At 46.1% G+C, this 14,778-nt stretch carries 15 protein-coding genes; all 15 read left to right on the top strand.

The genetic code is table 11. The annotated features are described in order from the left end of the window. The first annotated feature begins 36 nt into the window (after positions 1 to 36). The 15 genes from MHH93_RS09255 to MHH93_RS09185 all read left to right on the top strand — a co-directional run bounded on the left by MHH93_RS09255 (position 37) and on the right by MHH93_RS09185 (position 14,764). Positions 37 to 786 (top strand): YveK family protein, encoded by a 750-nt coding sequence (locus MHH93_RS09255; protein WP_500053805.1) that lies wholly within the window; start codon positions 37 to 39, stop codon positions 784 to 786. Then, positions 767 to 1,444 (top strand): CpsD/CapB family tyrosine-protein kinase, encoded by a 678-nt coding sequence (locus MHH93_RS09250; protein WP_500053804.1) that lies wholly within the window; start codon positions 767 to 769, stop codon positions 1,442 to 1,444. The genes MHH93_RS09255 and MHH93_RS09250 overlap by 20 nt, the downstream gene beginning before the upstream one ends. Before the next feature lie 185 nt (positions 1,445 to 1,629). Further along, complete coding sequence (gene galU / locus MHH93_RS09245; protein ID WP_440387376.1) at positions 1,630 to 2,532, top strand: UTP--glucose-1-phosphate uridylyltransferase GalU; 903 nt, start codon at positions 1,630 to 1,632, stop codon at positions 2,530 to 2,532. Beyond that, entirely contained in the window at positions 2,529 to 3,227 is a 699-nt protein-coding gene (locus tag MHH93_RS09240) for a sugar transferase (RefSeq protein WP_500053803.1), read from the top strand. The genes galU and MHH93_RS09240 overlap by 4 nt, the downstream gene beginning before the upstream one ends. Before the next feature lie 34 nt (positions 3,228 to 3,261). Next, the gene (locus MHH93_RS09235; protein ID WP_500053802.1) at positions 3,262 to 4,638 is read left to right on the top strand and encodes an O-antigen ligase family protein; all 1,377 of its coding nucleotides are present in this window, start codon (positions 3,262 to 3,264) and stop codon (positions 4,636 to 4,638) included. Continuing rightward, the gene (gene pssD / locus MHH93_RS09230; RefSeq protein WP_500053801.1) at positions 4,635 to 5,093 is read left to right on the top strand and encodes a PssD/Cps14F family polysaccharide biosynthesis glycosyltransferase; all 459 of its coding nucleotides are present in this window, start codon (positions 4,635 to 4,637) and stop codon (positions 5,091 to 5,093) included. The genes MHH93_RS09235 and pssD overlap by 4 nt, the downstream gene beginning before the upstream one ends. Next, a complete protein-coding gene (pssE, locus tag MHH93_RS09225) occupies positions 5,090 to 5,569 on the top strand; it encodes a PssE/Cps14G family polysaccharide biosynthesis glycosyltransferase (protein ID WP_500053800.1) in 480 nt (159 codons plus the stop codon). The genes pssD and pssE overlap by 4 nt, the downstream gene beginning before the upstream one ends. A 37-nt stretch (positions 5,570 to 5,606) precedes the next feature. Then, complete coding sequence (locus tag MHH93_RS09220; RefSeq protein WP_500053799.1) at positions 5,607 to 6,674, top strand: glycosyltransferase family 4 protein; 1,068 nt, start codon at positions 5,607 to 5,609, stop codon at positions 6,672 to 6,674. A gap of 21 nt (positions 6,675 to 6,695) precedes the next feature. Next, positions 6,696 to 7,640: a glycosyltransferase family 2 protein gene (locus MHH93_RS09215; RefSeq protein ID WP_500053798.1), complete on the top strand. Its 945-nt coding sequence runs from the start codon at positions 6,696 to 6,698 to the stop codon at positions 7,638 to 7,640. A gap of 11 nt (positions 7,641 to 7,651) precedes the next feature. After that, positions 7,652 to 8,674 (top strand): glycosyltransferase, encoded by a 1,023-nt coding sequence (locus MHH93_RS09210; RefSeq protein WP_500053797.1) that lies wholly within the window; start codon positions 7,652 to 7,654, stop codon positions 8,672 to 8,674. Between the two features lie 44 nt (positions 8,675 to 8,718). Continuing rightward, positions 8,719 to 9,621, top strand: a complete 903-nt coding sequence (locus tag MHH93_RS09205; RefSeq protein WP_500053796.1) for a glycosyltransferase — start codon at positions 8,719 to 8,721, stop codon at positions 9,619 to 9,621. A gap of 8 nt (positions 9,622 to 9,629) precedes the next feature. Further along, positions 9,630 to 11,006, top strand: a complete 1,377-nt coding sequence (locus MHH93_RS09200) for a lipopolysaccharide biosynthesis protein (protein WP_500053795.1) — start codon at positions 9,630 to 9,632, stop codon at positions 11,004 to 11,006. Beyond that, positions 10,993 to 12,021 carry a polysaccharide pyruvyl transferase family protein gene (locus tag MHH93_RS09195; protein ID WP_500053794.1) on the top strand — a complete coding sequence of 343 codons (1,029 nt, stop codon included), beginning with the start codon at positions 10,993 to 10,995 and terminating at the stop codon, positions 12,019 to 12,021. Before MHH93_RS09200 ends, MHH93_RS09195 begins: the two co-directional genes overlap by 14 nt. Further along, on the top strand, positions 12,018 to 13,400 hold the full coding sequence (locus tag MHH93_RS09190) for a sugar phosphate nucleotidyltransferase (protein WP_500053793.1): 1,383 nt from the start codon (positions 12,018 to 12,020) through the stop codon (positions 13,398 to 13,400). Before MHH93_RS09195 ends, MHH93_RS09190 begins: the two co-directional genes overlap by 4 nt. 32 nt (positions 13,401 to 13,432) lie before the next feature. Beyond that, positions 13,433 to 14,764 (top strand): UDP-glucose dehydrogenase family protein, encoded by a 1,332-nt coding sequence (locus tag MHH93_RS09185; protein WP_500053792.1) that lies wholly within the window; start codon positions 13,433 to 13,435, stop codon positions 14,762 to 14,764. Positions 14,765 to 14,778: the final 14 nt, after the last annotated feature.

Raw genomic sequence — 14,778 nt, 5'->3', positions numbered from 1 at the left:
ACATAGGATAGATCACAACGTATAGGAGGAATGAAAGTGGAACTGAAAGGATATATTCGACTTTTACAAAAGAAACTGTGGTTGATTGTTGCAATTGCTTTGATAGCGGGTGTAGGTGCAGGGGTTAAGAGCATATTTTTCACCCAGCCCATCTATGAGGCAAGTTCCAAACTGATCGTGAACCAGACTTCTACCGTTCAAGGTCAGGCGATGATGGATTTCAGCATGATTCAAACCAACATCAAACTCATTAACTCGTACAGAGAGATTATTAAATCTTCCGCCATTATGGATAAAGTCGCTACCACGTATCCGGACTTGGGCTTAACCTCTGCTCAGCTCATGAATAGCACCTCCGTCTCTACAGCCAGCGAATCCCAAGTGATGAGCATAACTGTACAAGGGACTACCTACGAAAAAGCCGCAAAAACGGTCAATGCCATCTCCAATGTGTTCCAATCTCAAATCCCCCTAATCATGAAAATCGATAATGTGGCTATCCTGAGTGAAGCCAAAGTGGATAGTAACGCATCTCCAATCAATATGAAAACTACATTAAGCATCATTGTCAGCCTGTTTGCAGGTCTGGTGCTCGCGATTGCACTCGTATTCCTGCTGGATTACCTGGATGACACATTCAAATCCGAAACCGAACTTGAAAAAGAGCTGGGCCTGCCTGTGCTTACCGTGATATCCAAAATGAAAAAAGATGATCTGAAAAATACGAAAAATTATGTATCTCAACAGAAAGTGGGGGATGGCACATATGTCACGGCTAACCAATGAAAATAACAGTCTGGTGACCTATTTTAACTCCAAATCTCAAATTTCGGAGGGATACCGTAAATTACGAACGAACATTCAGTTCTCCTCGATCGACAGTCATATTAAAAAGATCATGGTGGCTTCGGCCGAAGCTGGCGAAGGCAAGACCACCACGATTAGCAACCTGGCGGTAACCTATGCCCAGGAAGGCAAAAAAGTTCTGCTGATTGATGCCGATCTGCGTAACCCTTCCTTGCACAAGGTGTTTTCCGTACCCAATCATATCGGTCTTAGCAGTGTGCTCTCTAATCAGTACAGTGTGGAAGAAGTGCTCAGAGAGAGTTATATCGATAATCTCCAACTGTTCACTTCTGGCCCGATTCCGCCGAACCCTTCCGAGATGATCGGTTCCAATCGGATGAAAAGGCTGATTGAGAAATTAGAGGATCAATATGATGTCATCATGTTTGATACACCACCGGTGCTCGCAGTAACGGATGCGCTCATTGTGAGTTCGCTGTGTGATGGTGTCCTGCTCGTCGTGAACTCAGGCAAGGTCAAGAAGGAATTGGTGAAGAAGACCAAGGCAGCTCTGGAGCATGTAAATGCACGAGTCTTGGGCGCCATCCTGAACAATATCAAAAACGTTGCAGTTCCGGTGGGCTACGGAGAGAAGTAAAACTTTCATCTAATGTTCCCAGATTAACAGGTAATGTCTACTGCACCTTTATCACTGTAGGCACTCGGTCATGCTGTGGGTTCTGTGAACCTTAGACGTTAATCGTCGAAGGTATGACGTGAGGACGGGTTAGATGCCCTGGTTCAACTTTTATCAAACTAAAAAAAGAGGATAGGGTGGTATTTATGAAAAAAGTGAGAAAAGCGATCATTCCTGCAGCTGGACTGGGTACACGTTTTTTGCCAGCCACGAAAGCGATGCCCAAAGAAATGCTCCCTATTGTGGACAAACCAACTATACAGTATATCGTTGAGGAAGCCATTGCCTCTGGAATTGAAGACATTATCATCGTAACCGGTAAAGGGAAGCGTGCGATTGAAGATCATTTCGACAATGCTTTTGAACTGGAACACAACTTGCTGGAAAAAGGGAAGCTGGGCCTTCTTGAAGAGGTTCGCAAATCCTCTAACGTGGATATCCACTACATAAGACAAAAAGAGGCCAAAGGACTTGGTCATGCTGTCTGGTGTGCACGTAACTTTATCGGTGACGAACCTTTTGCCGTGTTGCTCGGAGATGATATCGTCGTATCGGAAGTGCCATGCACCAAACAATTGATTGATCAATATGATCAGGTTCAACATTCCATTGTTGGCGTACAGACCGTACTTGCTGAACAAACAGACAGATACGGTATTGTGGACCCGCTTCAATCGGATGGCCGTTTAACAGAGGTTCTCAGGTTCGTAGAGAAACCTGCCCAAGGCACAGCGCCTTCCAACCTGGCGATTATGGGGAGATACGTACTGAGTCCAGAGATTTTCGAACATCTGGAGCAACAAGAGATTGGTCAAGGGGGAGAGATTCAATTAACAGATGCGATTCAGCGTTTAAATGAGACACAAGGAGTGTATGCTTACGATTTTGAGGGAGTACGGTATGATGTGGGCGAGAAACTGGGATTCATTTTGACAACCATCGACTTCGCTCTGCAAAAACAGGAACTTAGAATTCCAATGCTGCAAGCTCTGCAACATATCCTGGAAAAAGAGTCGGTAGAACATGCAGCCGGGGGGGAGTTTGAATGAGTCCATCTCCCCAAACGAAGGAAGCGGAGATTGTTATGGACCCAAGTCTGGGGTACAATGCATCAACCATGTCAGGGCAAAATGCGGATAAAGTGTATCTATTTATGAAAAGAATGCTCGATTTGCTGGGTTCTTTCATAGGTTTGATCATTTTGTGCCCCTTGTTTGCGGTCATTGGATTATTGATCAAAATCGAGGCCCCGAAGGGGTCTGTTTTTTTTCGTCAGGTCCGGGTCGGTCAGAATGGGAAAGAGTTTCATATGTACAAATTCAGGTCCATGGTTGCGAATGCTGAAGATCTGCTGGAACAGCTGATTGATCAGAATGAAGTGAATGGGAATATGTTCAAAATGAAAAACGATCCCCGCATTACCCGCATAGGCAAGTTCATTCGGAAAACCAGTCTGGATGAGCTGCCGCAGTTGTGGAACGTGTTCAGAGGAGAGATGAGTCTTGTTGGACCCAGACCGGCTCTGCCCAGAGAAGTGAAGAACTACACTTCCTATGACAGACAACGTCTTCAGATGATCCCGGGATGTACGGGATTATGGCAAGTGAGCGGTCGAAACAGTGTTGGGTTTGAAGAAATGGTAGAGCTGGATCTGACGTATGCCCGTGAACGCAGCATGATGGTGGATATCAAAATTATCTTCAGAACGTTCAAGGTGCTGGTGGGTTCCAAGGATGCGTTTTGAAACACGATTCTGGCTTTGAGGTGGCATAGCAGATATGCAAAAGACCGGTATACTTGCTGCATGGAATATGAAGTCGTTTAATATCATACTTTTTTCGCTGGTAATTATCTTCGCAGCAATCTATCTTCCGCTAGTTTCGGTTGTTGCACTCATGGCTGTGATTCTGCTGGGCGTTTATATTAAACAGCCCAGCTGGATCTTTATGATTCTCATTGTAAGTTTTTCATTGTCGATTGATAAGATATTTAGCATTCATCTGGCAGGACTGGATTCGCTGTCTTTCTACAAGCTGGCGATCCTGGGTTTTGTCATTTCTCTATTTTTACGCTTTGGTATTCGAAAAGATCTGATATATCCTGCTCTGGCGATTGTTTTTTTATTTGTAGAGAGTTATTTTCTATCTGATCTGCCCAGTAAGGTTAGTCCACTGGATCCATTCAAGGCCTTTCTGGGAGTCATTGTTCCTTTTTTGTTGCTGATGCCGCATTTTTCAAGAGAGATCAGTCAACGAATTATACGTGTACTTGCATGGTTGCCGCTATTCAGTCTTGCTGGTGGTTATATCTTTCAGCTGGCCGGCATATTGTCCATTACTAACCTGGAGATGTCGGGCGTAACCCGGTTACAGGGAGCCAACATCGCCGCGCATCTGGCCATGTTGTGTTTTATTTCGATCTGCGTCTGTCTGATTCAGATCAAGCAAGGCCATCAGGTTGTTCTGTATTACATGCTTACCTTGACACATCTGGTCATTCTGGTCCAGACAGGAACAAGGGGACCATTGATTGCGCTTATTCCGATTATTTTGGTCTATCTGTTTGATCAACTGAAAGCCTTTGTCAAAGGCAGAGTCAGTGCTGTTATTCCTCTCATTCTGTTCGTTGTGGCTGTGGCCTACATGGTGATTGCGCAGTGGGACAATTATGAGATGAGGTCAGAGAGCAAAGGCTTGTCGGGAAGGGATGTAGCCTGGAATTATTTCATTGGCAAAGCGAATGAGTATCCGATATTTGGACGTGGGCTCGGCTCAACTCTCGTGGCTAATGATGGAAGTATCTTTTCTGGATTCGTCGTTCCGCATAATGAATACATTCGTTTTTATTACGATGGCGGATTAGTTGGAGCTATCCTGTTGTTTCTATCGCTGCTTCTGGTGTTCCGGTCTGTGTACTTCCGATTGGGCGGCATGATCCGATTGTATTTTGCCGGTATGATTATCGGCTTCCTGACCTACTCCTTTTTTGACAATACCCTGTCCACCGTTCATCTGATTGCTCCATTCTGTATCTTCCTGAACGCATTATATGCTACGGGAAAAGGAGCACACTCCAAGTCAAGGGCTGAAGCAGAAGTGGATATACAAGTGCAGCGAGCCAAGGACGCATCCTTTTCAAAGGAGATTAGAACATGAAGGTCTGTTTGATCAGTTCTACAGGCGGTCACTTTGATGAATTGACCAAGATTATTCCGGCGGTTGAAGAGCATGATTATTTCCTGATTACCGAGACGAACAAAAGCAGAAAAGTAGATTCATCTCAAGGCAAAATATACTTCTTAATGCAGCAAGAGCGTAAGAATGCGATGTTTTTGCTGATTTTTATGGCTAACATTATCAAATCATTCTTTTTATATCTGCGCGAGCGTCCAAAGGTGATCATTACGACAGGGGCAGGGGCCACATATCCATTTTGCCTCATCGGTAAAATCTTCGGTGCCAAGCTGATTTATATCGAAAGTTATGCCAAAATCTATTCCTCCAGCGCAACCGGGAGATTGATGTACAAGATCTCGGATGAGTTCTTCATTCAATGGGAAACGTTGCAGGATAGCTATCCCAATGCGAAGTATAGGGGGGCTTTATTTTGATATTTGCTATTGTTGGAACCCAGCGTTTTCCCTTTAATCGAATGTTTGAGCTGATTGATGAGGCGATTGAGGCGGGAATCATTGAAGAAGAGGTTGTCGCCCAATCCGGATATACCGATTATCAGCCACGAAATTTCACTGCGATCCCTTTCCTTACCCAGGAAGAGATGAATGAATATGTGGAGCGCAGCAGATGCATTATCTCCCATGCGGGTGTCGGCTCCATCACGAACTGTCTTGAACGAGGCAAGCCGGTGATCGTCATTCCACGCCGACAAGAATGGGGCGAGCATGTGGACGACCATCAGCTTGAAATTTCCAAGGTATTTCAGGACAACGGTTATGTGGCTGTTGCGGAGAGTCAGGCTGAATTGCAAAAACTGGTTCCTTGCATAGAGGAGCTAACGTTCCAGCCTTATGTGAGAAAACAGTCTGATCTGATCTCATCCATTAAAAATTACGTGAATAGTCTGTAAGTGGTCTGAAGATTAACCATGAAAAAAGGAGTCTATCATGAAACCAAAAGTATTGGTTGTTGGATCATCCTTGAAGGATATGGGCGGAATTGTGAGTGTCATCAAAAACATTGAGGATTCTTCCATCTCTGATATGTATGCCATGCAACGGGTGGAAACGTATATTACGGGCAGCGTGTTCTCACGGCTGCTTATTTTTATACGGGGATTCATTCAATTCTGGATGAAGCTGTACACGTTCAAGCCGGATATCGTGCATATTCATATGGCGAACAACGGGAGCTTTTATCGGAAGTCTCTATTTCTGCTAACGGCACGAAAGTTGTTTCGAAAGTCAGTTATTCTGCATATTCATGCGGCCAGCTTTGATGAGTTCTACAATCAATTCACGCTGCAGCGCAAGTATTGTCACTACATTCTGAATCAGGCAGACAAGTTGATTGTCTTATCCCAGACGTGGAAAGAATACTTTGCTACTATTGTGCCGGAGACAGCCATTGAGGTGCTCTATAACGGAGTCTTTGTCAAAGAACCGTTTGCCAGAGAACAACAGGCATCCGTGAATGCTCTCTTTATGGGCAGACTGGGTGAGCGAAAAGGAGTCTACGATCTGCTTCAATCCATTCAGCAATTGAAGGCGCTGGGCGTTACAGCCAACTTCAATCTGGCCGGGGATGGCGAAGTCGAAGAAGTCAAAGCACTTGTACAGCAGTATGGAATTGAGAATTGTGTCAACGTACTCGGCTGGATTAACGGAGAGCAAAAGGAAAAGCTGATGCGGGAAGCGGATCTATTGGTCCTGCCTTCTTATCATGAGGGATTACCTATGGCCATACTTGAAGCAATGAATTGTGGCTTGCCCATTATATCGACCACCGTCGGAGGCATCCCCGAAGTGATTACATCCGGTCATAATGGGCTGTTAATCGAGCCGGGAGATGTGCACGGGTTAACATCAGCACTGGAATATCTCATCATGGATGAAGAGGTTAGAGCAAGAATGGGTTCATATAACAGAGCGATTATATCGGATAAATTCGATATGAATCTTCTCGTGGGCAGATTATCAGGAATATATGATGCACTTCAAGTGAAGGTATCCTAGTGAACAGGAAAAGGTGATGAAATGAACCCCTTGGTATCTTGCATCATTACGACCCATAACCGGGCCGAGTTATTGAAAAATGCGTTGAGAAGTGTACGGGAGCAAACACATCCGTACCTGGAGATTTTCATTGTGGATGATGGTTCAGAAGACCAGACGCCAGAAATCTGTCAGGCCTGGACACGGGAAGATTCGCGAATTAGGTACATCCGGGTTCCATATCCGAAAGGAGCCAATCATGCACGGAATGTGGGGATATCCCATGCCAATGGCAAGTACATTGCATTCCTGGATGATGACGATGAATGGATGGCCGACAAAATCAAAACCCAGGCGGAAGTGCTGGAAAGAACAAAGGAATCATTCACCTTTTGCAGCAAGTATCTCGCATATACGAATGAGCAGCATCAAGTGGTCAAACGGAAATTGTCGGTGGAGCCTCGTGATGTTGTGCGGTATGAGGATCTGCTTACATTCAACTGGATCGGGGAAACGTCCAAAATCATGGTGCTTACTTCTCTTGCCCGTGAAGTTCGATTTGATGAAAATCTGACATCCGCCCAGGATTATGACTTTTATCTGCGCATATTGAAACGAGGCTACATCGCCGTGAATGTGAAAGAACCGCTGGTGGATATCAACATCCATAGTGGACCGCGCATTTCAACCTCTACAACAGCCAAGTACAAAGGCCAACGCAAGATTATTTTGAAATACTACAACGACATGTCCAAGGAACAGAAGCGCCGCCAATTACATCATTATCGAATGCTCGAATGGTCGAGAAATACGCTGCGCAATAATGTTTATCTGAAAAAAGCACTGTCGCTGTATCCCTGGTGGAAAGATTGGGTGCTGCTCAAGCGGAATACCAAAATTATGATGCAAGGATTTCTAATGAGATTTCATGCAAGACGCGCAGTTGGAACATATACAGAGGAACCTGTGCGAATGAAACTAAAGTAAGAGGTGCCTGGATGGAAAATCCGACGGTGTATATGCTGCCCAAGATGATTGAGAACAATAAATTCAATGAGCTGTTATCCGATTCCATTGAGAACAAGGGATGGGAAGTAAAGCAGTTTACCAAAAAAGATCTAATCAAACTGAAAAAAAATGATGTGCTGCATTTTCACTGGCCCAGCTTCTATTACAGAGGTTCATCGGTGCTGTCAACCGTGATCAAATCCATTCTATATGTATTGATGATTTGTTTTGCACGTTTGCGCGGTGTCAAATTGTTCTGGACGGTGCACAACATCTGGCCTCACAACAGTGGCAAGACGCGCTTCGATTATTGGATGAGAAAAATACTGGTCCGAAACTGCTCCAAGCTGATTGTTATGGGCAAACCCCTGATCTCTGAGATCTGTTCGACGTTTGGGGTTGATTCCAGCCGGATCGAGGTTATTCCGCATGGACATTACAAGGGTGTGTATCAGGGAAAAGGCGTGAATATCCGTTCCCGGTTTGGCATCCCGGAGGATAGTTATGTGTATGCGTTCTTTGGTCAGGTGTCACCGTACAAGGGTGTGGATGATTTGCTGGAGGCATTCAAGGAGCTGGATTCGGATCAGGCCCATCTGTTGATTGCCGGTAAGAAAGTGAAGGACTACGATCTCGGTGAAGAATTTCTCGAGAGCGGACATATTCATACCCATTTTCATTTTATTGAAGATGATGAATATTCGGACTATTTTGATGCGGTCGATTCGATCATTCTTCCATACAAGCAGATTGCAACTTCTGGCAGTGCGATTCTGGCATTGACCTTCAACAAACCGGTGGTGGCACCACGGATTGGCTTGTTGGAGGAATACCTGCCCGAAGATTGTGCAGTACTCTATGAACCTTCGGACCCGGATGGATTGCTTAAAGCGATGAATATGATCCGTTTAAAACAATCGGAGTTTCAGGAAGGCAGTGGTTTTGTCAAAGCGTTAGAGCGGTTGGATTGGCCAGTGATTGCCCAAAGGACACTTACCCTGTACTCCAGTTAGTGCAGATTAGGGTGGGCCTAATTGAACAATATGGGGATGAAATAATGAAGGTAACCGTGGCGATCTGTACGTATAACCGTGCACATGATGCGGTTGAGGCCATACGAAGTGCAATACAACAGAATTATGCAAGCAGCGACTATGAGATCATACTCATTGATAACAATTCGAAGGACAACACACGGGAAATTGTACTGCAAACCATCTTGCAGCATGAGAATCATTCGATTAGGTATGTGCTGGAAGAAAAGCAAGGCTTGTCTGTAGCCCGTAACCGGGCCATTCACGAGGCGCGCGGCGAGTATATCCTGTTTCTTGACGATGATGCCTTTGCTTGCAGGGACTGGATTCGCCAGATCGTTAGCGTATTTGAGATGAATGAAAATATCGGGTGTGTCGGTGGCAAGATTGATCCGATCTGGGAAGTACCGGAACCGATGTGGATTCCACCCGAGAACAGGTCACTGTTCACCATTCTGGATTTTGCAGATGAAGTCACTGAAATGAAAAGTCCCTATATTCCATTTGGTGCGAATGTGGCTTTTCGTTTGTCCGTCTTTGATCAATTGGCCCCCTTCCGTGAAGACCTTGGACGAGTGGGCAACAATCTTCTCTCCAGTGAAGAGAGTGAGTTAATTGCAAGAATCCGAACAAAGTTCAAGGTATATTACACGCCGTATGGTGCGGTACAACACAAAGTAGCCAAAGAGCGAACGACGAAGAACTGGTTTCTGCGCCGAATCTATTGGCAGGGTGTGAGTGATGCCATTCGTGATCAGGATCGTGGTGCTGTGCGTACAGCCAAACATGGTATCAAGCTGGCGCAAGGGATCACTACGGCGCTGATCTACATCTATAATGCAGATCGGTTCACACGTCAGCTTGCCAAAGTATGTTACCGAAACGGCATGATCGTCGGGTCGCTTCGTCAAAACAGTAAGGGATGAGGATCGCTATGGCGCAAGTTGCACTTCGCAAAGTATTCAGAGGAAACGGCTTAATGAGTGCCATATTTCAGACAAGTGGAACCAATCTGCTGGTCATGACACTGACGATGCTGTCTTCCATTTTGACGTCACGCATGTTCGGTGTAGAGGGAAAGGGCGCATTCTCGGCCATCCTGTTCTGGCCTGCGCTATTAACCGGATTGGTGGGATTCGGACTACCCACGTCTATCATTTATAACATCAAACAGAGCGCAACCGAGAAGAGTGCGCAGTATGTTCGGTTAAGCTTTCTATTTCAGGTTCCAGTGTGCATCATCATTGGTATTGTGGCCTGGTTTGGATTACCCTTCTGGCTCTCCAGCTTTCCGCCAGAGGTTGTGCAGATCTCCAGATGGTATACGATTTCTACCGTTCCGGTACTTATCGTCATCAATCTCATATCAGCCCTCTCGCAGAGTCGGGAGAAATTCGCTGTCTATAATGGCATTCGATTAATGATCCCCCTGTTTAATGTAGGCGGGCTTTTTGTGTTGTGGGGCCTGGGCATGCTGAGCATTCAGCTCGCGGCTGCGATCTATTTTGTAACCAGCTTCTCCGTGGTGGCGTGGGCCATCTATGCCAACCGTAATGAATTGAGACTGAGATGGTTCAAGGATCGGGTGGACCGGAGCTCAGCCAAGAAGCTTTTTGGTTATGGCAGCAAGGTGTATGGCGTTGAATTGTTAGGAACGCTGTATACCCAGTTCGATAAAATCATTATTTTGGCTTTGCTCACCCCGCGTGATTTTGGACTGTATTCCGTCGTATTTGCGTTATCCCGAATCTACAATGCCGTTCAGACGGCGATTAGCAATGTTGTTTTTCCAAAAGTGACCGGATTGCCCCAAGAGCAGATTATTCGAACAGTTGGCAGAGCCTTCCGTATCTCGCTCATGGTCATGATGATCATTGTGATACCAACCATGTTTGTGGGGAACTACCTGATGGGTCTTCTGTTTGGCTCCGAATTCCTGGAAGCGAGTGTTGCATTTTATATTTTGGCTGTGGAATGCATCATCGGTGGGGGATCTTGGATTCTGGCATCCGCATTCAATGCACTTGGTCGACCAGGGCTTGTGATGATCAGACAGTTGATTGCTTTATCAGTGACGGTGGCTTTGTTCTTTGTATTTACCCCGTTGTGGGGCCTCAACGGAATTGCAATTGCCTTATTGATTGGTTCCATTGTACGCATGGTAGTCACTGTGGCCGCGATGAAGATTGTATTCAAGGTGAAATTTGCAGCCATGTTCTATGACAAGGAAGATCTGCCGTTCCTCTATGAACGGTTAAACAAAAAAAGAAGAAGAGTCACCCAAGGAGGAGATGGAGATGCTGGGCACTAACAATATTCATCCAATGGAAGAGTTGAAGGGACATTTACGTCAGATTTTGAAGGTCATTCCACCGCGTACCGAGATCTATTATCTGGATTACCCGGTGCATAGCAATGGTGGCGACTTGTTGATTATGAAAGGTACTGAGGCTTTCTTCCGGGACAATGATATTCAAGTACGTGCCAGATACAGCATTCTGGATTGCCCTTTGTCTCTCAAGGTTCCGGATGGCATCACAATTGTGTTGCACGGGGGAGGTAACTTTGGTGATCTGTACCCTGCCCATCAGAAACTGAGAGAACGTATGATTGCCCAGCATCCAAATCACCGGATTGTGATTCTGCCTCAGACGATGTTCTATAAAAGTGATATTGAATTGAAAAAGACAGCCCAGGTGTTTAGCCGTCATAAGGATGTGCACTTTTTTGTCCGGGATACCTTATCTTATGAAATAGCCAGTAAAGAATTTCAACAAACCAATGTGTATCTATCCCCGGATATGGCGCATCAATTGTGGCCACTGAAGTCCAAAAGCAAGCCTACTGCAGAGATGTTATATTTCTTCCGTAAAGACATTGAGAAGACTCAGAATCAGGTGCATTACGAATCCGTCAGTGGACCCAAGGCTACGTTTAAAGACTGGGAGACATTGTACAACCGGGTAGACCGGAAGATCATTCGCATGATTACATCCCGGTTGAAGTCAGGGAAAGGCAGCACTTTCGCCCGCTGGTTGTGGTACAAATACTCTGATCGGATGGTACATACGGCCATTAAGGAATTCAATAAATACCAAACCATCACGACATCCCGTCTGCATGGACATATTCTGGCCTGTCTCCTGGATCAACCGAACATCCTGCTGGATAATTCATATGGCAAGAACTCGAATTATTATGCAGCCTGGACCAAGAGCAATCCAGTGGGCAGACTTGAATCCAATCAGACCAGCACATATAACAAGCAAACGGAGACCGGCAAGGCTGCAAGCAAGGTTGTATTGTCGGATGGTGCAGCCCTATGAGAAGTATTCTGTTATCCGGTGGTTCTGGCAAGCGTCTCTGGCCGTTATCCAATGATTCCAGATCCAAGCAGTTTCTTAAAGTGCTTCATGGACCAGAAGGAAGTCCCGAATCCATGGTACAGCGGGTATGGCGACAGCTGAATCATGCGGGCCTGGCATCAGAGGCGCTGATTGCAACCAGTTTGCCACAGGTCGAGATTCTGACTTCTCAGCTGGGAGACGATGTGAGACTGGTCGTGGAGCCTGAGCGCAGAGACACATTTCCTGCCATTGCACTCGCAGCTTCCTATCTGTATTCCGTAGAGAGTGTGAGTTTGAATGAGACGATTGCAGTGTTGCCAGTAGATCCTTTTGTTGAAAAAGAATTCTTTGAGGTTCTGGCAACCTTGCCGGAGATGCTCGATAAGTCAGGTGCCGATCTGGCCCTAATGGGAGTTGTGCCGACGTATCCGTCAGAGAAGTACGGATACATCATTCCACAATCCCTATCTTCCAGTGAAAATAACAATGAATACGTGAATGTAGCGAAGTTCCAGGAGAAACCCTGCGAATCCGATGCGGTCCTCATGATGAAGCAGGCCGCATTATGGAATTGCGGGGTTTTTGCTTTTAAGCTGGGTTACTTGATCAATCTGCTGATTGAGATGGAACTGCCGATCCAGTATGACGAGATGCTGAAGCAATATGGAAGATTGAACAAGATCAGCTTTGATTACCAGGTCGTCGAGAAGGCGAATCAGATTATTGCCATCCCTTATGATGGATTTTGGAAGGATCTGGGCACATGGAACACACTCACGGAAGAGATGGGAACCTCGGTTGTGGGAAAAGGGTGGATCACAGGAGATTCTCTGAATACTCACCTGGTCAATGAATTGAACATTCCGGTCGCGATATTGGGCCTGTCGGATGTCGTGGTGGCTGTAAGTCCGGATGGCATTCTGGTCAGTGACAAAGAGGCTAGTCCACGCATCAAGGAAATTTTGAAGAATGAGGATCAACGTCCCATGTATGAGGAGCGGAGGTGGGGTTGCTACCGAGTTCTGGATTATACAAGAAATGAAACTGGCGGCGAGGTGCTCACCAAACGAATCTGCATCAGTGCCGGGAAAAACCTGAGTTATCAATATCATTTGCTCCGCAATGAGGTATGGACGGTTGTATCGGGAACAGGGGAATTGATTCTGGATGGGCAGAGCCGAATGATCGGGCAGGGCGATACGGTGGTCATTGACCGGAGTATGCTTCATTCCGTCAGAGCCGTTACGGAACTGGACATCATTGAAGTACAGATCGGCAGCCAGTTGATCGAGGAAGACATCGTTAGAGTGTCTACCGAATGGCAGGACATTGTTCAGACATATGTGAAGCACGCGTAACCAACACATTAGGACATGGGGGAGATTATGGAATGAATATTACGGTGATTGGCACAGGGTATGTAGGATTGGTTTCAGGCGTATGTTTTTCGGAACTGGGAAATAACGTGATCTGTGTCGACAATAATGTGGAAAAAGTGAATATGCTGACGGACGGTCATGTTCCGATCTATGAACCGGGTCTGAAGGACATTATGAATGCCAATATGAAGGCAGGAAGGCTAACCTTTACGACCAACATTCAGGATGCCATCAGCCGTTCGGATATCATTATCATCGCGGTCGGAACGCCGTCCCTGCCGAATGGCGAAGCGAATCTGAGCTATATTGAGCTTGTCGCGCGAGAAATCGGTTCTTATATGGATAATTATAAAATAATAATGACTAAAAGCACTGTTCCTGTCGGAACCAACGATCGCATTCAGGAATGGATCAGCAGTTTGACGAATCATCCGTTCGATATGGCATCGGTACCTGAGTTCCTGCGGGAAGGTACCGCTGTGCAGGACACACTGTATCCTGACCGGATAGTCATTGGTACACATAGCGAACGGGCGGTTGCCACACTGAAGGAGCTGCACCAGCCATTAACCGATCAGATTATCGTTACGGATATCCGCTCGGCAGAAATGATTAAATATGCATCCAACGCGTTCCTGGCAACCAAGATCTCATTTATCAACGAAATCTCTAACATCTGTGAAAAAGTAGGCGCAGATGTCAGCCGCGTTGCTGAGGGGATGGGATATGACAGACGAATCGGTGCTTCCTTCCTCAAGGCAGGCATTGGTTACGGAGGGTCCTGTTTCCCTAAGGATACACAAGCTCTGATTCAAATTGCAGGTAATGTGGATTATGACTTCAAACTGTTGAAGTCCGTAGTGGAAGTGAACAAGGATCAACGCTTCAACGTCATTCGCAAACTGGAAGACGCGTTGGGCTCACTCGAAGGGAAGGAGATTGCGATCTGGGGGCTCGCCTTCAAGCCGGATACCGATGATGTTCGTGATGCGCCGGCGATTGAGATCATTCAGCGTTTGCTTGAGCAGGGGGCAGTGATTCGTGCGTATGATCCCATCGCTACCGAGAACTTCCGCAAAGAGGTGGATTCCCCTTCCATTACGTGGGAAGAGCGTGCCTTGAACGCGGCGGAAGGCGCAGATGCACTCTGTGTTCTGACCGAATGGAAAGAGTTCATGGAGGTTAATCTGACTGAGTTGGCAGCACATATGAATCAACCCATCCTGATTGATGGAAGAAACATCTACGGAGAAGATCAGATCCGAGCTACGTCCTTCCAATACTACTCTGTTGGTCGTCCGGGTTTAACCAATATCGATGGAAGAAAAACGGCAGTCATCTGACGGAGGCCTATACC

Origin of the sequence: Priestia sp. FSL H7-0729 (assembly GCF_038005685.1) — a bacterium.
GTDB lineage: Bacteria > Bacillota > Bacilli > Paenibacillales > Paenibacillaceae > Paenibacillus.
The sequence above is the reverse complement of the archived record's forward strand: the minus strand, read 5'-3'. Positions and strand labels throughout refer to the sequence as shown.